This is a genomic window from Shewanella sp. MF05913, from assembly GCF_059758095.1.
Genome location: NZ_JCAYNT010000014.1, coordinates 58,193 through 79,902, shown reverse-complemented (window position 1 = coordinate 79,902; position 21,710 = coordinate 58,193). Strand labels below are relative to the sequence as shown.

The window sequence follows — 21,710 nt, the reverse complement described above, 5'->3', positions numbered from 1 at the left end:
AATAAGCCATTTTACTTGTTGCTATTAAAATAATGTAGCACTTTAGACTTACTTACATAGCAATAAACAAATACTTTTATACTACTACCTGGTTTTATTTCATCATTTTGTGCTTTTAAAGCCCAAATAGAGTTATTTCTGTGGATATTATTTGATACTCTTCAGGTATAAAGAAACGACTGTTTGGTTATAAGCAAACAACGATTTACAGTTTGAAGGATGCTTTATGTTGGATAGCACGAAAGTTCAATACCCACCATTACAACTAATACAAACCTGGGTATGGATGATGATTGAATCAGGTAATCCTGAATTACAAGATAAAGGCCGCGATAATCTTATTTCAGCCTTTGGCAGCTTGGCAAAAGCAAATGAATATTTAGTCGAACAGGTAAAAAAATAAGGCGCATATTGCGCCTTATTTTTTATTAATATGAATGAGTTACTTTTTGCGGCGCTCAATCACACTTTGGCTGAGTGTCGCAAGTAATGACTCGGTATCTGTCCAACCTATGCAGGCATCGGTAATACTTTGTCCATAACACAGCGCTACACCTTCCACTAAGTCTTGACGACCTTCCACCAAATGGCTTTCAACCATCACACCAAATATAGCTTGATTACCGGCAGAGATTTGTCCCGCGACATCATCAGCAACAAGCATTTGCTTTTTATAATCTTTACTACTGTTTGCATGGCTAAAATCGATCATAATATTATCGGCAACATTCGCTTTTGCCAATTGCACAGAGATATCTTTGACATGCTCGGCGCTGTAGTTTGGCTCACGGCCACCGCGTAAAATAATATGACAATCAGGATTACCCTTGGTCGACACAATCGCAGAGTGGCCAAACTTGGTAACCGATAAAAAATGATGTGGTGCATTTGCTGCACCAATTGCATCGATTGCCACTTTAATCGTGCCATCGGTACCGTTTTTAAACCCAACAGGACAAGACAAGCCTGATGACAGTTCACGATGTACTTGTGATTCTGTAGTGCGAGCACCAATCGCGCCCCAGCACATCATGTCAGCCACGTACTGCGGCGTAATCATATCGAGAAACTCACCCGCCGTAGGCATGCCATGCTCATTTAAATCAACAAGAAGCTTACGAGCAGTACGTAAACCATCATTTAATTGAAAGCTATTGTCCATATAAGGGTCATTGATCAATCCTTTCCAGCCAACGGTAGTACGAGGTTTTTCAAAATACACTCGCATCACAATTTCAAGCTGATCTTTATATTGTTCACGCAATGCCACTAAACGTTGGCCGTACTCAAGTGCTGCAACCGGATCATGAATAGAGCAAGGACCAATAATCACTAATAGACGGTCGTCCTTTCTGCTCAAAATATGATGGATATTGTTACGCGCATTAAACACGGTTGCTGATGCATTTTCAGTTGCCGGAAATCGTTCAAGAATAGCGATCGGAGGTAGCAATTCTTTTATTTCATCGATACGAATATCGTCATTTTGATAATACATAATGGTTACAACTCCGGCAAAACCTACTGGAACTCTGATTCAATAGATTGAAAAAAAGAAAATTTAATTCATAAAAGTGATATAGAAAACGAGTAGAGTACATCAGGAAAATGAACAAGAATCTTCAATTTAACCAGTATCTATCGACAAATCAATCAAGTATTATTCATCACAGCCGATAATAAGTCATCGTTACCATTAACGTTAAGTTATCTGCTGAAAAGTCATACTCGAACAATCTAACCGCATTGACAACGGCACACTTTTCAACAATATTTTAACGGTTAGTGTTTATCTTAATGAGCTCAATGACATAATCGTAGAACTCTAACAATCGATCCCTAACACTCGATACTTAACACGCAATACTTCGCAGAGTGACGTCATTACAAGGAAGTGATTTTTCAATACATACGTTTCAATGAGTCAGTAGCAATAGAAGGAAGTTAACGTTTGAAATTCGGCATTATTTTTTTGCTCATCACGCTTAGCTCATTTATCGGTCACGCCGTTTCAACGGTCACCGTTGTTGCCGATCCGATAGAAACGATTCATCCTTCTGAAAAAGCCCACCCATTAGTTGACCAGCATGTAGAGCACTATCAACAAGCATCCTTACCAAGTTTAAAACAAATCAGCTTCTCAACAAGTAACAGCATAGCGCCCTACTTTTTTGCTGATAAACCACAGGGTGTGCAATATGACTTATTGGTTGCCGCGCTTGAGCTTAACGACATTGCAATTAAAGAGCTGGTGCATGCGCCGAATCTACGCGCACAACGATTAGTGAATACTAAAAAAATCGATTGCATGGTGAATACACCAAATAATGTCGAGGGGATGTTTTACACCCAAAGCTTAATTGAGTATCAAAATAGTGTATTTTATTTAACTAAAAATCATTTACAGGTTAATAATGTACAAGATCTTAAACCCATCACTATTTTGGGATTTCAAAACGCAAAACATTACCTTGGTGACGAATTTGAAGCATTAGCAACAGCCAGCTCAAGCTACAGCGAAATATCAAATCAAAAAAGTCAGGTAGTCATGCTGTTTAATGGTCATACACAATCAATTGTGCTCGAGCGTCGTATTTTTGAGTATTATCGCCACCAACTACGTGACAAACTCAATACCAGCCTCCCGGTGACTGAAGTGGCATTATTTGCTCCTGCTGAACGCAAAATTGCTTGCCATGACAAACACACTGCCGCCATCGTAGACCGTGCAATATCAACGCTAAAACAGTCTTATCGTTACCAAGAGATCCTCGATTTAGCAGAGCAAAATAGTTACCAACCCGCACAATATTACAATCAACTCACTCGATAACGCGTTAAACAACTGAATAGATAAATCTTGAATCAACTCAGCATTAACATGTTAACGCTGTTTCATTGCTTGTAACTTACTTTGGTAGCGCTGTTTATTATTGCCATCACTTAACGCTAAAGCCCGCTTCATATTTTTCTCTGCCAAGCGCTCCTCACCCGTTGCCCAATATGCTCGCGATAAACCAAAATAAAACTCATGGCGATAATCTGCTTTTTCAACGGCACGTTTGTACCACACCAACGCATCTTGATATTGTTTATCAAAATAGGCTTGCTGAGCCATATCAAAATAATAAAAAGGATTATTAATACGTGCCAGTTCAAGCACTTTATGCACTTGCGCCCACTCTTCTAAGCGATCTTGCTCGCCTAATATTAACGCCAAATTATACAATGTAGATAAGTCGTGCGGGTCAACATTCAGTGCGGTGCGATATACCCGTTCGGCGGCATCGTTGTCACCTTTATGGCGATAAATAACGGCAAGTGTATTAATGGCAGCAACATAACGTGGATGTAAAATGATGGCTTTTTTCACCAGAGCATAAGCCCTGTCATAATCACTGTTAATTAAAGCTTCAGCGGCAATATTGTTGTAATACATAGCGCTAAGTTGGCGTTTATTGACCTGCTTTTTCTTGTACGCTCGAACCGAACGCTCAGGCAAAAAATCAACCAACACCTCTGCCCCTCTAAATAGCACGGTATGATTATTTTCTGGCGGCATCAAACTCAAATTCACATGGCCATTGACCAAGAAAAATCCGCCGCGACGGTCCCAAATAGGTTCAACATCAATATCGTTAAACTCAACCGGTACGCCTAACACGTCAGCTAGCGCAGCAGACAACACAACCAAAGACATACAATTGCCTTGTCGATTTAATACGGTTTCACTGGCAGAACGAGTGTAATGATCACGGTATTCAAATCCCCCCGCCTGTGCTCCAATGTATTGCGCTAACCATTCATTGGCTAACTTATTGTGACTACGAAGAGAATTTTCAGCTTGATATTGACGTCTAAATTTAGCAACAAAGGACGCAGGCAAACGATAAATATCATCCACATTAATGGTGCTTACAGGCGTAAACAGCTCATCTTTAAATAGGGTCTGTACATCAAGTTGCTTAACTGCTGATGAGGTAGACTGACAAGCGGTTAAGCTACATATTAAGCCAATTAAGATAAATGACCTGACTCTCAGTACTTTAGCACTTGCCGTGATTAGCCTCAGAGCGATAAAGCTTAATATTTTTACACTAGATAAAAATCCATTTTGATTCGGGCATAATGCCTTTTTGGCGCTCCTGCTTGGGTGATAAGCGAACATAATTCAACCCTCAGATAGGAATAAGCTATCTAAAAGCGTAGTCAATAGTCCTACTTTCAGCCACTAATTGATACTCATTGCGCAGAGTATTGCATAGAGTGTGCGCACTATGATGATTATTTGGGTAAAGCAGGATTGCGTTGATAAGGGTCAATTTCGATAAATAATTGTTGGTCTTGATATTGATAAGGTCGGTAATGATGTTGACCACATTGAAAGTAGAGGTAGGTAGTATCGACAGAAATGCAGTTTAACGGGAGAGATTGCAAAATATTTAATTGCTGTTGTTGTCTCATTAACTGTTGCCATTCATGTTGCAACAAAACCTCGTTACGCACCGCAAATGCATCGAATGCTTCAGAGGATTTACGCACCACAACAGTGCCTGCATTCACAGCAAAACTCAACATCACCAATGATATTACGCAAGCCAACTTAAATTGATTCACCATTGCCACATGCCTCTTTATACCATTGCGTGTTAGTAAATGATCTCTCAGCGAGAATTTAAAAGGGCTTAAACAAGGCGTATGACTGAATGAATAGTGGTTCTCTTTCGAAGTCATGCAACGCAGTGTAAGCCCTTTTAAAACTCGCCTGAAAGGAATGCCCCAGCGGCTTTTGCTTTACGTTCTCGCTATTTGAAAGGGAACAACCATTACTGCATAGCGACGCCTTAATCAAACACCGCTGGATGCATTCTGAGTGGTCACTTATTAATGCGCAATGGTATTATTTACATCATATGCCACCAACTTACTACAAATATGAAAAAACAGAACCCGAAGGTTCTGTTTTTTATACGTCGTTGACGGATCTAATTAACTTGCAGATTTAACACTCACAAACTCAGGGTATGCATCAACACCACAGTCAGATACATCCATGCCGTTATATTCTTCTTCTTCTGTCACTCGAATGCCCATGGTCATTTTTAACACAAACCATACGAGTAACGATGCAGAAAATACCCAGGTAAAGATAACTGATGCACCATATAACTGACTACCAAAGCTTGCATCGGCATTTGATAAAGGCACTAACATTAAACCTAAGAAACCGGCTACACCGTGAACAGAAATCGCACCGACTGGGTCATCAATTTTGATACGGTCTAATGCGATGATAGAGAATATAACCACGGCACCTGCAACTAAACCAATCACGGCAGCCATTAAGAATGATGGCGATAATGGGTCTGCGGTAATGGCAACTAAACCAGCTAACGCACCGTTTAAAATCATGGTTAAGTCGGCTTTGCCCCAAACTACCTTACAAACGAGTAGAGAAGAGATTGCACCAAAGGCCGCGGCTGAGTTGGTATTAACAAAGATTTTAGCGACTGCGGTTGCGTTTTCAGCATCAGACACTAATAACTGTGAACCACCGTTAAAACCAAACCAACCCATCCATAAAATGAACATCCCTAATGTCGCCATCGGTAAGTTTGAACCAGGAATAGGATTAACTTGACCGTTCGCGCCATACTTGCCTTTACGTGCACCGAGTAACAATACACCCGAAATTGCAGCAGCCGCGCCAGCCATGTGCACAATACCGCTACCAGCAAAGTCAAAGAAACCGGCTTCTGATAAAAATCCGCCGCCCCATGTCCAGTAACCTTCAACTGGGTAAATAACGGCTGTCATTACTACAGAGAATGCTAAGAAAGACCACAGTTTCATACGTTCTGCTACTGCACCAGATACGATAGACATCGCAGTTGCCACAAACACAACCTGGAAGAAGAAGTCAGACTCTAATGCATGATCTGCATCGCTTGCTTGTGAGCCAATTAACGAACCAAATGATGGCAAAATACCACCTTCAGTATTGTCAACGTACATAATGTTGTAGCCAACAAGCAAAAACATGGCACAAGCGATTGAGTATAAACACACGTTTTTAGTTAAAATTTCTGTGGTGTTTTTAGAGCGGACAAGTCCAGCTTCTAACATGGCAAAACCAGCAGCCATCCACATGACCAACGCACCTGAAATTAAAAAGTAGAAGGTATCTAATGCGAAACGTAATTCAGTGACTGTGAGCCCTAATTTTGTTAATTCTTCCATAATTGCCCCCTATAACGCTTCGTTATCAAGTTCACCCGTACGGATACGGATCGCTTGTTCTAATTCAGTCACAAAAATTTTGCCATCACCGATTTTACCGGTATGAGCCGCGGTGGTGATCGCTTCGATTAACATTTCTAAGTTTTCAGATTTAGTGGCAATTTCTAATTTTACTTTCGGTAAAAAATCCACTTGATACTCTGCACCACGATAAAGCTCTGTGTGCCCTTTTTGGCGTCCAAAGCCTTTAACTTCAGTAACAGTCATACCCTCAATGCCCATGCCTGCAATGGCTTCACGGACATCATCCAATTTAAATGGTTTGATGATAGCGCTGACGAGTTTCATCTCGACCTCCAAAAGTGTGAAAAAATATAGTTGTTATTGATTTGTTGTATTAACTAATTCAATCATTAGGCCACTTTTTTAAAGCCATGTTTTAAAACACTTTAATTTATATTCTTGATTGTAGACGCATATAAAAGCACCAATGACGTGCATTAAAAAATCAGTAGCGCCTTATTTTGGTGCAACAACGGTGTCAATCCATTTGTATGAGTTAAAGGAGGGATAATGTTAATTAAAATAAGATTATGAAAACTGAGGATGTTGAAAAATGAGGATTGTGGAAACCGAGAGTGATAAGAGCAAAAAGTCGCGATGGCTTAGAAAGATTAGAAATGGTAGTTATTGACACATCAGAGTGATGAAAAGGATTATCGCTGAAATAAGCAGCTTTTGCGCTACATTCTCACTATTTGAAAAGAACAACCATGGCGACATAGCGACGCCTTAATCAAAAACCGCTAGATGTATTCTGAGTGGTCACTTATTAATGCGGATTGGTATTAGGCTAATCAAACCGCAAAAATAAAAACCGCTCACTAGGGAGCGGTTTTGGCTAATCATTAACAAAATAACGATATAAGTCGCTATTCCATCATTGCTGATTACTTATATGTTGCTTCGCGTTTCTTCGCTTCTTCAGTCCACTTAGGCACAAGTGTTTTCTTGAATTCAGCTTTTTCAGCATTCATGGTTTTCATGTCCATGCCTAATGCTGCTTGCGCTTTTGCTTTAGTCGAAGTATCAGGATATGCAATAGGTTGTTTAACACCTTTAGCACCTAATACCTGAGCCAATTTAACACGAGCATCAGCAGCTTTATCTAATGCAGTACCTAAAATACGCAATACTTCTGCTGGAGCATGAGCTGATGCGCCATGTGATGCAGTCGCATAATCCCAACGCCATTGTGAATGACGAATATCCATTAGAATTGGTTTCATTTCCGCTTCAGTCGCACCGGCATCCCAAGCAGCTTTCGCTTCAAAGTGAGCTTTAACGAGTTGAGCTTCAACACGTGCTTTTAAATCTGCTGCTTTATGCTTACTTTCTTCAACTTGCTTAACCATGAACTCTTTGCTTTGGCTATGACATGTTGCACAGGTTTCTTCAAAGCGATCAAATGGGTTACCTACTTTATGGTCGGTAAATTTACGACCTTTATCGTTTGTCACTTTAGGCATATGACAATCAACACAGCTCACGTTATTTTGACCGTGAACACCCGTTTTCCAAGTTTCATAACCAGGGTGCTGCGCTTTTAACATAGGCGTTTTAGACACGGCATGAGTCCAGTCAGAGAACTCCATGCTGTCATAGTACACTTCCATTTGCTCAACAGTGGTTCCCATATCCCAAGGGAATTTAACAAAACCAGGACGTTCTGCTGTTTTCTCGAAATAGTATTCAACGTGACACTGAGCACACACCATTGATTGCTTGTCTTTACGAGAAGCTTTATCAAATGGGGTATTGATTGTGTTCATTGCGCGTTCAACATATGGACGTGACATACGTAACTTTGGTGAACCCTTCTCATGACAATCGCCACAACCTAGAACATTAACGATTTCTGGTCCGCCTTTAGCCCACTTACCGCTAAAGTAACCGTCTTCACCTTGCTCTTCAATCACGCGAGGTACATCAGGGCTTTTACAGCTCCAACAAGCCATTGGCATTGGGCCATCTTCTGCATTTTTGGGTGCGCCAGTACGTAATGTGTTAGTCACATCCGTCACAGCGTACATATGGCCACGAGGTGCATTATAGTCTTTCGCGAAACCATAACCGGCCCACAATACAACTAAGCTAGGTACTTGCTCTAACATATCAACAACTTCTTTGCTTTCTTCAGTTGCATGCCAGCTGTTATATTGATTTGAAAATTTATCTTTATAAACCTCATTACGAGGTTCGGTTTTATCACTCGCCATTGCGCCTGCAGCCATAAAGCTGGCAGCGATAACAGCACTGAGTGCAATTGATTTTACGTTCATCTTCATCACCCTTTATCTCCGTGTTACATTATATTTATGTTAATAATCACGACATCTCCACTAACAAAAGTAGCCATTAACCTCGAACTTAGACATACCCCTAATGGGGTATAGAGGTGAAAGTTTGCGCCAGATCAACATGTAAACAGGATGTATCTCACATTTCTGTAAAATGGTTAATGTAATGCAGACACACCTAATGTAGAACACACGATTAGATAAGGGTTAAAACCCTATTTTTGTCTGATCTATATTCCATTTTTTCGTCATGTTAAGTAGGATTTTATGTTCACTCGAGGCAGTCTTACCTCCACCATTTTAAGCTTAATGCTGTTGCTGATTTTATTGTCATCAAGCTTAGCAGTGTTTTCCATCGTTAACTTAACTTTTAGTCTAGACGATGCGAAAGGGATTAATGCTTCTGGCTCAATGCGCATGCAAAGTTACCGTTTATTGCTCTTTACCAATGCCGGCAGCATCAACACCGATGAAAAAATTATCGAATTTGAAAATACCCTTAATTCTGATGCACTAAAAAGAACGCTTGCCTGGTACAGCCCACAAGAATTGAGCGAACAATATTTGTTGGTTATCGACAAATGGCAGGTGATGAAAACCTACATTGAAGAAGGCAATGCACGCCTTTATTCAGTCGCATTAAAAGACTTTGTCGATACCATTGATACGTTAGTATTGAAGATGGAATTGTTTGCGGCATTTAAGCTAAAACTACTGGTTATTGGCCAAATTATTGGCTTAGTGATTTTGCTTGTGATTGCATTTATTTCGGTACTATTTACGCGTAAACGAGTTGTTAAACCGTTGCAATTATTAATGGACAGCGCGGCCACAATCTCTAAGGGTAACTTTAAAGTAGAGATGCCTAAAACGGGTTATATAGAGCTCACCGCGCTCGGTAATGCATTGCAAAAAACGGCGGCCGAGTTAGCCGATTTGTATGAAGATTTAGAAGGTCAAGTTAACGACAAAACCCTAGCTCTGACTCGAGCCAATAACGAGCTTGGTTTCCTCTATGACAACCTCGTTATGCTCCATGCCGATAAACTCGACTACAAAGCGTTACAATCTGCGATCAATCAACTGAAAGGCTTTGAAAACCTGGATTTTCTCAGGTTAGTGATTAAGCATGAAGATGACTCAAGCGATGTCATTAAAGCGGAAGGCGGCTGGCCAGATGAAGCAAACAACATAAAGTCAGTACAGTTTCCATTAACGATTGAGGCAACCAAACTGGGCTATTTAGACGTCATATCAAGTCAGCCCTTAAACCGTCAGTTATTTGAAAATTTTGCCATGATGCTATCGCGTTCTATCACCATTCATAATGCAACAGAACAACGCCAACAACTGGCGTTAATGGAAGAACGTGCTGTTATCGCCAGAGAGTTACATGATTCGATTGGGCAATTATTGTCATTTTTAAAAATTCAGGTCAGTTTACTTAGAAAAAGCTTAGATCAAAGCTGCCGCAGCCCAGTAGTTGAGGGGCAGTTGATAGAGATCAATGAAGGCGTGAGTACAGCGTATGTACAATTACGTGAATTATTATCAACCTTTAGATTAACCATTAAAGAACCCAACTTAAGCCAGGCGATTGAGGTCATGCTCGATCAATTGCGCCAACAAAGTGATGTTGATATTAAGCTTAATTACAAATTGTCGGCTCATTTACTGGAAGCAAAGCAACATATTCATATTTTGCAATTGATACGCGAAGCAACGCTAAATGCAATAAAACACGCCAGTCCGTCTCATATAATGGTAGATTGTCAGTTAACAAAAAATGGTATGATAACCATAGCGATATGCGATGACGGTATTGGTGTTGCACATTTACAAGAACGCGACCAACATTTTGGTATCGGTATTATGCATGAACGAGCCAATAAACTAGATGGCATAGTGTCGTTCAACAGTAATCAGCATGGCGGCACCACCGTTACGCTCAGTTTTCCACCTCAACAGGAGCCTTTAAATGGGTAAGCCGTATTCCGTACTTGTTGTAGATGATCATCCCCTGTTACGCCGTGGCATTTGCCAGCTTGTCACCTCTGACAGTGATTTTTTACTTTTTGGCGAAACGGGCACTGGCTTAGAAGCACTCACAGCCGTTGCTGACAATGAACCCGATATCATTTTACTCGACTTAAATATGAAAGGTATGTCAGGCCTCGACACGCTTAACGCCATGCGCCAAGAAGGGGTTACCGCGAGAATTGTCATTTTAACCGTATCAGACGCCAAGCAAGATGTTATTAGACTGCTTCGTGCAGGTGCTGATGGTTATTTACTTAAAGACACTGAGCCTGATTTATTACTTGAGCAACTCAAAAAAGCCATGTTAGGCCATAGAGTCATTAGCGAAGAAGTTGAGGCTTATCTTTACGAGCTAAAAAATGCTACTGATGACAACACCTGGATTGAAAGCCTCACACCACGTGAATTACAAATTTTGCAGGAACTTGCGGAAGGGAAAAGTAATCGCATGATTTCTGAAGACTTACACATCAGTGAAGGCACGGTAAAAGTGCATGTAAAAAATTTACTGCGTAAAGCGAATGCCAAATCACGCACCGAAATGGCAGTACGTTATCTTAATAACTAGCCGAGTAAACGCTGTAAAGTAATCACCCAGTCAACACGCTTTTGATGAACATTGCGATTGGCGATACCCCACACCAGAGCGTGGGGTATTCTTATTTTTGATTAATAAAGGCAAGCCAGCTTTGCAATACAGACTCAAAGTCTTCTAAACCGCAATACGACTCCGACTCCGCATCATACAAATTCATTGCGTCATCTAAATAATGCTCTTCTTCAAAATCGATGACATTAGCAAAAACTCGCACCTGTTCTGTGTCGATATCGATGGTCAAGTCAGCACCGACGTGACGCCACTGATTTTTACTGCCTGATTTAATTAAAATAATTTGAGTCAAAATATTATTAGCTCGGCTGTTATCGTCACCTAGATCTTCAGCAAACCAGCGGCCTAATACTTCATGCCCCATACTAAACTCAGCAAAAACCGTTCCTTCCAAACGGTTACGACGAAATTGATATTCCATTATTGTTGCTCTGTAATTAGCGTTATCACTATTTTAACCGAAGAAACCAAAACCTGCTGCCTGTAATGTCGTCGGATCAGTCCACATCAGATTAAATGTTAGATAAATATAGGGTTTCATTCGCTATAATCAATATATATACCCAATAAACCTGGGCCAAACTTAATGGCTGTGATAGCGAACACTTGGAATGATAAACAATGAATACTGGTTTTATTTATAGCTTACTGTTAACGGGGCCAAATGCAGGCCAGTCTCTGAGCGAGGAGCAAGTGGCTCAATGGCAGCCTCAGGATGGCTTATTGTGGCTACACCTTCGCTATCGTGAACCTAAAGCCCGTAAATGGATCCTTAACTCGGGGCTCGACCGTGTCGAAACCGATACCTTATTAGCCACCGATACTCGCCCTAGGGTCGTCAACTCAAACAAGGGGGTGTTGTTAGCGCTGCGCGGAGTGAACTTAAATCCCAATTCAGATCCTGAAGACATGGTCGCGATACGCATTTATGCCGAAGAGCATAAAATCATTTCAACCTGCGAGCGTCAGCTGCAATCGGTTATCGACATTGCAGATGCCATTTCCCAAGGTAAAGGCCCTATCGATACCGCTGCATTTATCATGGCCATTTGTGAACGTTTAACGCATCGTAAAGTTGAATTTATCGGTAAACTTGAGGAGCAACTCGACGAGTTAGAAGAGCGCGTGGTGACTAAAGTCAATAAAAGCTTACGTACCGACATTGCCGAACTTCGCCGTCAAACCGTAGTGCTTCGTCGTTACCTAGCGCCACAGCGTGAAGCTTTTTCGCGGATGTTACACGAAACCAACGAGCTCTTTGACGATAATGACAAAGTCCGTTTACGTGAAATCCATGAAACCTTAATTCGAGTGATTGAAGATCTTGATGCCATACGTGACAGGGCCAGTGTGACGCAAGAAGAACTGCAATCGCAACAATCAGAACAGGTGAACCAACGGCTGTACTTTTTATCTTTGATATCGGCCGTATTTTTACCACTGGGCTTTTTAACTGGCCTGCTCGGCGTCAACATTGGTGGTATTCCAGGTGCAGAGACTAACTGGGCATTCGCCGCATTCTGCGGTGGCTTATTTGGCCTTATCGCCTTGCAAATGTATTTATTTTATCGTTTAAAGTGGCTGTAAACGTTAGGTTTATTAACCTGAGCCCGGGATAAGGGATGAACTTATGCTATTTAAAATCAGCATGTTACACCTCCTAACTTTCAAGCTTATCATTTGTTCTGCTAACAAGGCGAATTGACGCGTCAATAGCTAGCCTATTGTAAGTCGATTCAACACAGTTAGCAGGGCAAAGGGCTGTTTGAAAGGCGTTTATTATCCCGGGCTTAGGTTATTAGCCGTTGATCTGGGTAAAACGACCAAGTTACACCCAATAAAAAAGGACGCTTAGCGTCCTTTTTGTTATTAACTCAATCATTTGGGCGTTAACACCAAACACGAGTCAGCATGTATTCACACTATTACTTGGTCGCAGCAGCGGCAGCAGCAGCGGCTTTTTCTACAGACACAAGTTCAACTTCGAAAACCAATGTTGAGTTAGCTGGAATAGTGCCAGTATCGCGGTCGCCATATGCAAGTTCTGCAGGGATAACAAACTTATACTTAGCGCCTACAGGCATTAACTGTACGCCTTCAGTCCAACCAGGAATAACACGGTTTAATGGGAACTTAGCCGTTTCACCACGAGCATATGAACTGTCGAACTCAGTACCGTCAATTAACGTGCCACGGTAATGTACTTCAACGGTGTCTTCTGCAGCAGGTTTGTCGCCTTTACCCGCTTCTAATACTTCGTATTGAAGGCCAGATTCAGTCGTAGTTACGCCTTCTTTGGCTTTATTGTCTTCTAAGAATTTTTTGCCTTCAGCAACTGATTTAGCCGCTAACGCTTCAGCTTGCTCTAAACGCTTGTCGTTTAACTTTTTGTCTAGGTCTTGTAATACAGTTTGCATTTCTTCTTCGGTCAACTGCATTTCTTCGCCTAAGCCATCGCTAAAGCCTTTGATAACCATAGTACGGTCAACAGCAAAACCTAACTCTTCTTGCTCTTTAATGTGACCAGACATGTACTTACCAATTGAACCACCCACACTGTATGCTTCTTTTTGAGCGTCAGTTGTTAACTCTACTTTCTTTTGTGCTACGTCTTGTTCTTGGTTACATGCAGTCAAACCAACAACAGCTAATGCAACTAACGATAATTTGTAAATAGATTTCATTAAAGCTTCCTCAGCATCCTTTAGTGGTTACAATAACCTAATACATTCTAACTATGAGATGTTTTAGTGGTCATGTTCGCTTGCCACTTTATACTAGTTAATGGGGTTATACCATTGGGTCAACCTTATATCACAAGGTTTACGACAATAATTCAAGGGGCAAGTTCATGACACGGGTTTCAATGCTGTTTTTTTGCTCAACTTGGCTGTGCGTATGGCTTTTATCAGGTTGCCAACCCGCACCAAACAAGGTTGTCGAGATCACGACTGACGCCAGTTACAGTGCGAGCTTGTCTGCCGACGGCCAATTAGCATTGGTGAGCACCGCCAACAATGGGGTACAAGTGTGGGATTTAACCGGCCCAAGCATGTCCTACCAATGGCTTCAAGGTCAGCAAGATAACACCAGTAATGTCATCGATACGGCAATATCAGCCAACAATGCCTTTGCCGCGACCATTAGCAGTAGCTCATTAGCCATTTGGCGCTTAAATGATGGCAGTTCAGTCGGGTGGTGGTCACTGCCCTCGTATGCTCAAAGTGTCGCTATCGCCGATAATGGCCAAACATTAGTGGGACTTGTTGATGGTTCAGTGATGTCACTATCGCCACAAAAAAGTCGTTTAATTCAATTTTTAGGTCATCAAGAAAAGGTCAATAGCGTCTCGATAAGTGCCGATGGTCAAACGGCGCTAACAGGCGGAAATGATGGCAAAGTGATGTTATGGAATAGCCAAAGCGGCCAACCCATTAAGCAATGGCAATTAAGTTCACGTATTACCAAAGTTCTCATCAACGACAGTGGCAGCTTAAGTTTTGCGGCTGACATCACCGGCAATGCTACCGTGTGGCAATCAGCTTCTGGTGAGCCGTTGAGTAAACTAAATATTATTCGCCGCCAAATGAACTTTTCCTCCGCACGCTTTGTCAAAAATGATACACAACTGCTCACAGGTACGCCCTCAAAAGAGATTTTTTTGTGGCAAGTTGACTCTGGTGAATCCTCAGGGCACTGGCAAGTTCAGCTGAGTAAAAACACCCAAAACAGAGGCGCTGTAGTATACTCTGCCGCAATGACAGCCCAAGGCACCATTGTCAGCATTAGTAGCCAAGGTTTAATTGAATATTGGCAGCAGTAACAGAGATAAATAGAGGCCCATATGGAGCACGTTTTGCAGAAGATTGACGACCTTGAAATGAAGCTTTCTTTTCAAGACATCACCATTGAAGAACTTAATCAAGAAGTGATTAAACTCAATACATTAGTTGCCAGACTACAACAGCAAATGCTATTAATGGTCAACAAAATGCAAGCTATGGAGCCGAGTAATATGGCATCCCAAGCCGATGAAACACCGCCACCGCACTATTAATATCGTCATACTCAATACCATGACAACACACGTGTGGTTAGGCTCATTGGTAAATAGCTTGTCATTGCTCCCCTTAACGATTAGCAGGCATACATGAACTTAAATCAACACCTCGCAATAGCCACGACAGGCGATGATATTCTCACGCTGATGGCTGAGCCTGTGACGGTGTTTGATGATAAATTGCGTACTTTGGCCGATAGCATGCTTAGCACCATGCTCAGAGCTAACGGTGTCGGTATAGCGGCCACACAAGTGTTTAGCCCAGCGGCAATGTTTATCATGGCATCCAATCCAAATGAACGCTATCCAGATGCCCCCGTGATGTCGCCAACTGTAATCGTTAACCCCAAGATATTATCAACCTCAGCGGCCACAGAAGCTGGCATTGAAGGCTGCTTATCCATCCCGGGGCAACGCATAAGTATTTTGCGTCATAACCAAATTGAAGTGCAATACCAATCACTTGACGGACAATGGCAACAACAAGTGTTAAACGGTTTTGTTGCGCGTATTTTCCAGCATGAATATGACCACCTGCAAGGCATTACTTTACTTGAACGCATTAACTTAATGACGTCTCAACCAGAGGTGATGCCATGCTAAAATCACTCTCTATAGCGTTTTTACTCATGGTAGGGCTGTCGGGTTGTGCTTATAACAGTGTGTTTGTCAATTATCCCTCACAAATCGCCCCGTATAAGCAGCAGTTGAGTAGTGACTCTCCAGCGGCAAATATCACCGATTTAGCTGACAATATTAGCGGCAATGATGGCCTGCTCTATGCCCAAGAGTCGGGACGAATTATGCAAATTGCCGGCGATTTTGCGCGCAGTAAAACCTATTATCAACAAGCGATTTCGGCATATCAAGCCTTTGACGACAAAGCGATTATTAGTGCTAGCAAACTCGGCTCTGGCGCAAGCAGTTTATTACTAAACGACAATGCCATACCTTATCGCGGCCCAGGTTATGAGCGCATTATGGTGCACCAGTATCAAGCATTTAATTATTTATTTAGTGGTGATGCACAAGGCGCATTAGTCGAAGTGCGCCGCAGTAATGAGCTGCAAAGCATTGAGCAAGCGCGTTATCAAAAATCGCAAAAGTCAGTACAAAATATGGCGAATGGCACCATCGATGCGCAAATGGCGCAATTGGGCCAATCTGCTGGGAGCGTCACCAGTTCATTTTTAAATGCATATAGCTACTACATAACCGGCTTACTGCACGAACTGGCTAACGAGCCAAACGATGCATTTATTGATTACCGTAAAGCCGCGCAAATCACCCCAGACAATCGTTACTTGCAACAAGATTTAGTCCGCTTAGCCAAGCAATTGGCCATGCCTCAATTTGATGAGTTTCAACAACGTTGGGGCGATGCGGTGATGCCAACGGCTGGTCAAGGCCAAGTGGTATTTATTGTTGAGCGAAGCTTTGTGCCAGAAAAACAAAGTATTACTGTACCGTTTCCGATTAATGGCAATATACAAAGTGCGTCACTCGCCACATATCAACCGCAACGACAATTAACCACGACAAGTCTAATTCAAGGCTTGGGTGATAATCTAGAAGCGCAAAACATTGCCAATATCGACGCATTAGCGATTAATGCCTTAAAAGAAGACCTACCTGCAGCGTTATTTCGCCAGGCAGCAAGGATTTACGCCAAGTACGAATTAAATCAAAGTGTGCAAAGTAGTAGCCGACGAGCCAACAATCAAGTTGATGCTGGCGCACTTGTGATGCAAATTTTTAACGTGATTAGCGAACAAGCAGACCGCAGAAGCTGGTTAACCTTGCCGCGCCAAGCTCAAATAGCAAAGCAATTTATCGATGCTGGCGACTACGATATTCGCTTAAATAACAGCCAAAATGTGAAAATTGAAGTAAAACCAAGCCGTACAACATTAATTTGGGCAATAGAGACTGGAAATCGTACCCGTTTTTATTCGATAATCATCTAATAGATGATAACCCTTATCAACTGTCACTCATCACCAATGGAATTTATTATGAAAAACTTGAAACTGATATTTGTGTTAGCCGCAGTGATAGGGCTGAGCGCCTGTCAATCTAAAGTAGAATACGGCGATGCTACTGAAGTAGAAACTGTTAACGAAAACTTTGGATCAACTGATCTGCAAGACATTGCTGCTAAAATGGTCGACAGCATGATGACATTCCCACCAGTGGTTGTCATTACCCAAAATAATCGTCCGATTATATTTGTCGATAAAATTAAAAACAAAACCTCTGAGCATATTGATACCGAGTCTGTTACCGACACGATTAGCAACAAGTTACTCCGTTCTGGTAAGTTCCGTTTTATCGACATGACAAAAGTCGACACTGTGCGTAAACAGCTAGATTATCAAAATAATGCTGGCATGGTAGACCCAACAACCGCGATTAAATTTGGCCGTCAAATTGGCGCGCAGTATATGTTATACGGCAACTTATCGAGCATCGTTAAGCAAGATGGCAGCACCAAAGACGTGTACTACAAAATGACCATGCGCTTAATGGATCTTGAAACAGGCTTAATTGAATGGTCTGACGAAAAAGAAATTCGTAAGGTTAAATCGAAGTCATTTTTAGGCTTGTAATACACAAGCACATAGCAATAAAGCCGACATTGATGTCGGCTTTTTCATACACCCAATAATAAGTTAGGAACACTAACGTGAAATTGTTATCCACTGAATTGTTTAGTCCACGGGTTATTAAAACCGCTTTTGTTGCATTATGTTGTGCCAGCGTGTTCAGCTGCAGTAGCTCACTTTCAACCTCATCTTTACAACGTGACGGTTCGGCTTATATCAGCCAGGTGCAAGCGCAAGCACGTGCCAATGTGGTATCAAATGTACAATACGATTTGACCTTCTTTTTAAGTGAACACAGTCAATTCAGTGCCATCTCGACAGTACACTTTGACCTAAGCAGTGTGCCTAAATCGTTAACGCTCGATCTCAATAAAGCCAACATTAAACAATTTACCATTAACGGCACCAAGGTATACCCTAACTACAACGGCGCTTACATCGTTATTAATCAAAGTTTATTGGTGAGCGGCAACAACACTGTTGCAGTCGAGTTTACTCGTGAGCACAGCACCAATGGCGAAGGTTTACATCGCTTTGTTGACCCAATAGACAGTAAAGTTTACTTATACTCGCATTTTGAGCCCGCGGCCGCGCAACAAATGTTTGCCGTGTTTGACCAGCCAGACTTAAAAGCCACCTACCAAATTAATGTACACGCGCCCAAAGACTGGCAAGTGATTAGCGCCATGCGTGAAACAAATGTGGTCGATCAAGGCGATACCAACCTGTGGAACTTCCCTGTTACGCCTAAATTAAGCCCATATAACTTCTCGATGCATGCGGGCCCTTATAAAGTCTGGGAAGACAATTCAGGCCGCTATCCGATGCGCTTATTCTCGCGTCAATCGGTTGCCGAGCAAGTTACACCACAAGATTGGTTTACCTATACCAAACAAGGTTTAGACTTTTTTGACCGCTATTTTGGTATTGCTTACCCGTTCAAAAAGTACGATCAAGTATTAGTGCCAGACTTTTTATACGGCGCGATGGAAAATGCGGGCGCAATTACCTTCTCAGAAGATCGTTTCTTATTTAATGCCAAAATGACCGCCGAACAAAAAGAGCGTTTAGCCGGGGTTATCATGCATGAAATGGCTCACCAATGGTTTGGTGATTTAGTCACCATGAAATGGTGGAACGGCTTATGGTTAAACGAAAGTTTCGCCTCATTTATGGGCACATTAGCCACCAGCGAAGCCACCGAGTTTAGCCATGCTTGGCGCACCTTTTATGCCTCTGGTAAACAAGCGGCATATCATCAAGACAGCTTAGTCACCACTCACCCAATTGAAGTGCCTGTAGCCACTAGCCAAAATGCATTTGATAATATTGACGCCATCACCTATCAAAAAGGTGCCTCGACCATTAAACAGCTGCGACATCTTTTAGGCGAAGAAACCTTCCGCAGTGGAGTTAGTCAATATTTAAAACAATACAGCTATCAAAATGCCGAACTCAACGATTTTATTAACAGTTTAGCCAAAGCCAGTGGCCGCGATTTATCGCTATGGACCAAAGAATGGCTATACGCAGCAGGCGTTAACACCATCAAGGCGCAATACACTTGCCAAGGTAATCAAATAGACTCATTTGCAATAATACAAACCGCAGAAGACAGCCAACACCCTACGTTGCGTGAACAACGTGTACAAATTGGATTGTTTAGCAAGCAACGTTATGGCTTAGAAATGCAGCAGTCTATTGCGGTAACTTATAAAGGGGCTTATACCGAAGTTAACGAACTGATTGGCGAGATTTGCCCAGATTTAGCCTATCCAAACTACGACGATTGGGGTTTTGTTAAAGTCGAATTAGATCAAAAATCATTTACGACCGCCAAACAATTACTGAGCCAAGTGAGCGATCCGTTATTACGTTCGATGTTATGGCAAAGTATGTGGGACAGCGTGATTGACGGTAAAACATCACTGGATCAATTCTTAAATATTGCCCTGATTAATGCGCCGCTCGAAAAAGATTACACCATTTTAGGTCAAGTGCTGGATAACATGCAGCGAGCCAAAAACTACCTTGACCTTATGGCGCCGATGCATGCCAGTTATAACAGCAAAATATCAAAAGCACTTAGCCAAATGAGTTTGCGTATGAGCATGGAAAGCTACCGTAACCGTGATTTTCAACGTCGTTGGTTCGATGCCTACATCAGCTTATCAAGCCACGGCGATGCGCTTGAGCATATTCAATCGTTACTGCAAAGCAAGAGCCACATTAAAGGCTTAAGCATAGATCAAGACTTACGCTGGGCCATGATCCGCCAGCTAAACCGTTATGATTACGGGGATGCTCAAGCATTCTTGGCTAAAGAGAAGCACCTTGATCAATCTGACTCTGGTGAAAAGGCCGCGATTGCAGCCGAAGTTGTCCGCCCACAGTCATCCCTTAAGCGCCAGTGGTTAAATACCATTGAACATAACGACAGCATGGCATTTTCAAAGGTACGCGTTGCTATGTATAACCTTTATCCTGCCGAACAAAAGCTATTGAGTGCAGCCACTGCCGAACAACGCTTTGCAAACTTAGCGCTAATGGACGATAAAGGGCCAGTGTTTATGCGCAGCTTTGCAGCGCAATTAATTCCAACCGATTGCAGCTCAAGCAATATTGATGCAATTAGCCAGGTATTAAACAGCGAAACCGGTTTATCAAAACTGGCCAGACGCGCACTGCTTGAAACTCGCCAACAAGAACAGCGTTGTGTGAGCATTAAGCAAAAGCTCAATTAACAGCCTTAATTGAGCAGCCTTTTAAAACGTAAAAAGCCGGAGCAATCCGGCTTTTTTGTTAGTGAAATTAGCCTGTACGCAATGCTAATATTTTACCGATATCCAATGGTGGCTTAAATTGACTAAAAGCGGTGTGCTGTTGATCAATGGCATAGATTGACATTCTGTCGGCTAGCTCATTACCTTCAATGCCGATATGGGCTGCAACATGTTGAATGGTGAGCTTATCTTTAATCGCATCATAAAGTTCATGCGCTTGTTTAATAATATCTAGGTTAGCGATTTCGCCACCTTTGCGGGTCCAGCCTTTTGACTTCCAACCGTAAGCCCACTCGCTAATGCACTTAATAGAATATTGCGAGTCACTCATAATCTGCACGCTATGCCCGGCATCTAAAGCCGTTTTAGCCATCAATAAGGCTTGATGTAATGCATTAAGCTCTGCGGTATTGTTGGTGCCATTAGGGTTGAATGAACCATACCATAGCTCGGCAAGTTGAGCTTGACGATATACTGCAATACCAGAACCCGCTTTACCCGGATTGGGCTCACAACCGCCATCGGTGTAAATCACTACATCAAACTGCGACAGTACCGCATTGTTAGACGCTTGGGTTGCAGTACTGCTGCTCGCTTTCGCCTTAGTGCTTGTCGTTTTCGTGTCCGATGATTTAGCGGAAGCCTTGCCAATACTGCTGTGCGGCGACTTGGCAAAAGCCGCTTTCGCTTCAGCTTCAGTGGTAAAGGATTTGTATTTAGCCTGAGGAAACTTATCAACGGAACGTTTGGTCACATCCCAGCTGGTAAAAATACCCGTTTCGCGCCCTGCCCAAACTACATAATACTTCTTTGCCATTGTGGTTTATCCTTGCCAAATCAATGCAATACCATTCCGCGTTAGTAAATGATCTCTCAGCGAGAATTTAAAAGGGATTAAACAAGGCGTATGACTGAATGAATAGTTGTTCTCTTTCGAAGTCATGCAACGCAGTGTAAGCCCTTTTAAAACTCGCCTGAAAGGAATGCCCCAGCGCCTTTTGCTCTGCGTTC

General features: G+C 42.2%; 20 protein-coding genes. 11 read left to right on the top strand and 9 right to left on the bottom strand.

The window, feature by feature from the left end; all coding sequences use genetic code 11:
* Positions 1-226: 226 nt before the first annotated feature.
* Positions 227-403, top strand: coding sequence for a hypothetical protein (locus AC19MV_RS15725; protein WP_160053507.1), 177 nt, complete (start codon positions 227-229; stop codon positions 401-403).
* Positions 404-442: 39 nt separating this feature from the next.
* On the opposite strand, the gene aroG is transcribed toward AC19MV_RS15725, so the two are convergent.
* On the bottom strand, positions 443-1,498 hold the full coding sequence (gene aroG / locus AC19MV_RS15720) for a 3-deoxy-7-phosphoheptulonate synthase AroG (protein ID WP_498308731.1): 1,056 nt from the start codon (positions 1,496-1,498) through the stop codon (positions 443-445).
* Between the two features lie 453 nt (positions 1,499-1,951).
* On the opposite strand from aroG, the gene AC19MV_RS15715 reads away from it, so the two are divergent.
* Positions 1,952-2,833 (top strand): transporter substrate-binding domain-containing protein, encoded by an 882-nt coding sequence (locus AC19MV_RS15715; protein ID WP_498308729.1) that lies wholly within the window; start codon positions 1,952-1,954, stop codon positions 2,831-2,833.
* A 51-nt stretch (positions 2,834-2,884) separates the two neighbouring features.
* Here AC19MV_RS15715 and AC19MV_RS15710 read toward each other — a convergent pair whose 3' ends face one another.
* From AC19MV_RS15710 to nrfA, 5 genes are all read right to left on the bottom strand, one after another.
* Positions 2,885-4,168 carry a tetratricopeptide repeat protein gene (locus AC19MV_RS15710; protein ID WP_498308727.1) on the bottom strand — a complete coding sequence of 428 codons (1,284 nt, stop codon included), beginning with the start codon at positions 4,166-4,168 and terminating at the stop codon, positions 2,885-2,887.
* 116 nt (positions 4,169-4,284) lie between these two features.
* Entirely contained in the window at positions 4,285-4,620 is a 336-nt protein-coding gene (locus AC19MV_RS15705; RefSeq protein WP_498308726.1) for a hypothetical protein, read from the bottom strand.
* Between the two features lie 369 nt (positions 4,621-4,989).
* Complete coding sequence (locus AC19MV_RS15700) at positions 4,990-6,240, bottom strand: ammonium transporter (protein ID WP_498308724.1); 1,251 nt, start codon at positions 6,238-6,240, stop codon at positions 4,990-4,992.
* A gap of 9 nt (positions 6,241-6,249) precedes the next feature.
* Positions 6,250-6,588, bottom strand: a complete 339-nt coding sequence (locus tag AC19MV_RS15695) for a P-II family nitrogen regulator (RefSeq protein ID WP_432402506.1) — start codon at positions 6,586-6,588, stop codon at positions 6,250-6,252.
* A 602-nt stretch (positions 6,589-7,190) separates the two neighbouring features.
* Positions 7,191-8,582, bottom strand: coding sequence for an ammonia-forming nitrite reductase cytochrome c552 subunit (gene nrfA / locus AC19MV_RS15690; RefSeq protein ID WP_498308722.1), 1,392 nt, complete (start codon positions 8,580-8,582; stop codon positions 7,191-7,193).
* A 285-nt stretch (positions 8,583-8,867) separates the two neighbouring features.
* Here nrfA and narQ point away from each other — a divergent pair, with 285 nt between their 5' ends.
* On the top strand, positions 8,868-10,586 hold the full coding sequence (narQ, locus tag AC19MV_RS15685; protein ID WP_498308720.1) for a nitrate/nitrite two-component system sensor histidine kinase NarQ: 1,719 nt from the start codon (positions 8,868-8,870) through the stop codon (positions 10,584-10,586).
* The gene (locus AC19MV_RS15680; protein WP_432402510.1) at positions 10,579-11,208 is read left to right on the top strand and encodes a response regulator; all 630 of its coding nucleotides are present in this window, start codon (positions 10,579-10,581) and stop codon (positions 11,206-11,208) included. Before narQ ends, AC19MV_RS15680 begins: the two co-directional genes overlap by 8 nt.
* 91 nt (positions 11,209-11,299) lie before the next feature.
* Here the strand turns inward: AC19MV_RS15680 and AC19MV_RS15675 are convergent, their stop codons facing one another.
* A complete protein-coding gene (locus AC19MV_RS15675; protein ID WP_432402512.1) occupies positions 11,300-11,671 on the bottom strand; it encodes a YacL family protein in 372 nt (123 codons plus the stop codon).
* A 200-nt stretch (positions 11,672-11,871) separates the two neighbouring features.
* Between AC19MV_RS15675 and AC19MV_RS15670 the strand changes: the two genes are divergently transcribed.
* Positions 11,872-12,837: a zinc transporter ZntB gene (locus AC19MV_RS15670; RefSeq protein WP_432402514.1), complete on the top strand. Its 966-nt coding sequence runs from the start codon at positions 11,872-11,874 to the stop codon at positions 12,835-12,837.
* 338 nt (positions 12,838-13,175) lie between these two features.
* Here the strand turns inward: AC19MV_RS15670 and fkpA are convergent, their stop codons facing one another.
* On the bottom strand, positions 13,176-13,934 hold the full coding sequence (fkpA, locus tag AC19MV_RS15665) for an FKBP-type peptidyl-prolyl cis-trans isomerase (protein WP_498308718.1): 759 nt from the start codon (positions 13,932-13,934) through the stop codon (positions 13,176-13,178).
* A 167-nt stretch (positions 13,935-14,101) separates the two neighbouring features.
* Here fkpA and AC19MV_RS15660 point away from each other — a divergent pair, with 167 nt between their 5' ends.
* From AC19MV_RS15660 to pepN, 6 genes are all read left to right on the top strand, one after another.
* Positions 14,102-15,073, top strand: a complete 972-nt coding sequence (locus AC19MV_RS15660) for a WD40 repeat domain-containing protein (protein WP_498308716.1) — start codon at positions 14,102-14,104, stop codon at positions 15,071-15,073.
* Positions 15,074-15,094: 21 nt separating this feature from the next.
* A complete protein-coding gene (locus tag AC19MV_RS15655; RefSeq protein WP_432402520.1) occupies positions 15,095-15,307 on the top strand; it encodes a SlyX family protein in 213 nt (70 codons plus the stop codon).
* Positions 15,308-15,400: 93 nt separating this feature from the next.
* On the top strand, positions 15,401-15,913 hold the full coding sequence (gene def, locus AC19MV_RS15650; protein WP_498308714.1) for a peptide deformylase: 513 nt from the start codon (positions 15,401-15,403) through the stop codon (positions 15,911-15,913).
* Positions 15,907-17,277 (top strand): COG3014 family protein, encoded by a 1,371-nt coding sequence (locus AC19MV_RS15645; protein WP_498308712.1) that lies wholly within the window; start codon positions 15,907-15,909, stop codon positions 17,275-17,277. Before def ends, AC19MV_RS15645 begins: the two co-directional genes overlap by 7 nt.
* Positions 17,278-17,325: 48 nt before the next feature.
* Entirely contained in the window at positions 17,326-17,919 is a 594-nt protein-coding gene (lpoB, locus tag AC19MV_RS15640; protein ID WP_188958353.1) for a penicillin-binding protein activator LpoB, read from the top strand.
* Positions 17,920-17,996: 77 nt separating this feature from the next.
* The gene (gene pepN, locus AC19MV_RS15635; protein WP_498308711.1) at positions 17,997-20,660 is read left to right on the top strand and encodes an aminopeptidase N; all 2,664 of its coding nucleotides are present in this window, start codon (positions 17,997-17,999) and stop codon (positions 20,658-20,660) included.
* 67 nt (positions 20,661-20,727) lie between these two features.
* Here the strand turns inward: pepN and AC19MV_RS15630 are convergent, their stop codons facing one another.
* A complete protein-coding gene (locus AC19MV_RS15630) occupies positions 20,728-21,516 on the bottom strand; it encodes a ribonuclease H1 domain-containing protein (protein WP_498308709.1) in 789 nt (262 codons plus the stop codon).
* Between the last annotated feature and the right edge of the window lie 194 nt (positions 21,517-21,710).

Excerpts from the sequence above, each read along its gene's own strand:
- AC19MV_RS15725 (WP_160053507.1), top strand. The coding sequence starts at position 227 with ATGTTGGATAGCACGAAAGTTCAATACCCACCATTACAACTAATACAA.
- aroG (WP_498308731.1), bottom strand. The coding sequence starts at position 1,498 with ATGTATTATCAAAATGACGATATTCGTATCGATGAAATAAAAGAATTG.
- AC19MV_RS15710 (WP_498308727.1), bottom strand. The coding sequence starts at position 4,168 with ATGTTCGCTTATCACCCAAGCAGGAGCGCCAAAAAGGCATTATGCCCG.
- AC19MV_RS15705 (WP_498308726.1), bottom strand. The coding sequence starts at position 4,620 with ATGGTGAATCAATTTAAGTTGGCTTGCGTAATATCATTGGTGATGTTG.
- AC19MV_RS15700 (WP_498308724.1), bottom strand. The coding sequence starts at position 6,240 with ATGGAAGAATTAACAAAATTAGGGCTCACAGTCACTGAATTACGTTTC.
- AC19MV_RS15695 (WP_432402506.1), bottom strand. The coding sequence starts at position 6,588 with ATGAAACTCGTCAGCGCTATCATCAAACCATTTAAATTGGATGATGTC.
- nrfA (WP_498308722.1), bottom strand. The coding sequence starts at position 8,582 with ATGAACGTAAAATCAATTGCACTCAGTGCTGTTATCGCTGCCAGCTTT.
- narQ (WP_498308720.1), top strand. The coding sequence starts at position 8,868 with ATGTTCACTCGAGGCAGTCTTACCTCCACCATTTTAAGCTTAATGCTG.
- AC19MV_RS15680 (WP_432402510.1), top strand. The coding sequence starts at position 10,579 with ATGGGTAAGCCGTATTCCGTACTTGTTGTAGATGATCATCCCCTGTTA.
- AC19MV_RS15675 (WP_432402512.1), bottom strand. The coding sequence starts at position 11,671 with ATGGAATATCAATTTCGTCGTAACCGTTTGGAAGGAACGGTTTTTGCT.
- AC19MV_RS15670 (WP_432402514.1), top strand. The coding sequence starts at position 11,872 with ATGAATACTGGTTTTATTTATAGCTTACTGTTAACGGGGCCAAATGCA.
- fkpA (WP_498308718.1), bottom strand. The coding sequence starts at position 13,934 with ATGAAATCTATTTACAAATTATCGTTAGTTGCATTAGCTGTTGTTGGT.
- AC19MV_RS15660 (WP_498308716.1), top strand. The coding sequence starts at position 14,102 with ATGACACGGGTTTCAATGCTGTTTTTTTGCTCAACTTGGCTGTGCGTA.
- AC19MV_RS15655 (WP_432402520.1), top strand. The coding sequence starts at position 15,095 with ATGGAGCACGTTTTGCAGAAGATTGACGACCTTGAAATGAAGCTTTCT.
- def (WP_498308714.1), top strand. The coding sequence starts at position 15,401 with ATGAACTTAAATCAACACCTCGCAATAGCCACGACAGGCGATGATATT.
- AC19MV_RS15645 (WP_498308712.1), top strand. The coding sequence starts at position 15,907 with ATGCTAAAATCACTCTCTATAGCGTTTTTACTCATGGTAGGGCTGTCG.
- lpoB (WP_188958353.1), top strand. The coding sequence starts at position 17,326 with ATGAAAAACTTGAAACTGATATTTGTGTTAGCCGCAGTGATAGGGCTG.
- AC19MV_RS15630 (WP_498308709.1), bottom strand. The coding sequence starts at position 21,516 with ATGGCAAAGAAGTATTATGTAGTTTGGGCAGGGCGCGAAACGGGTATT.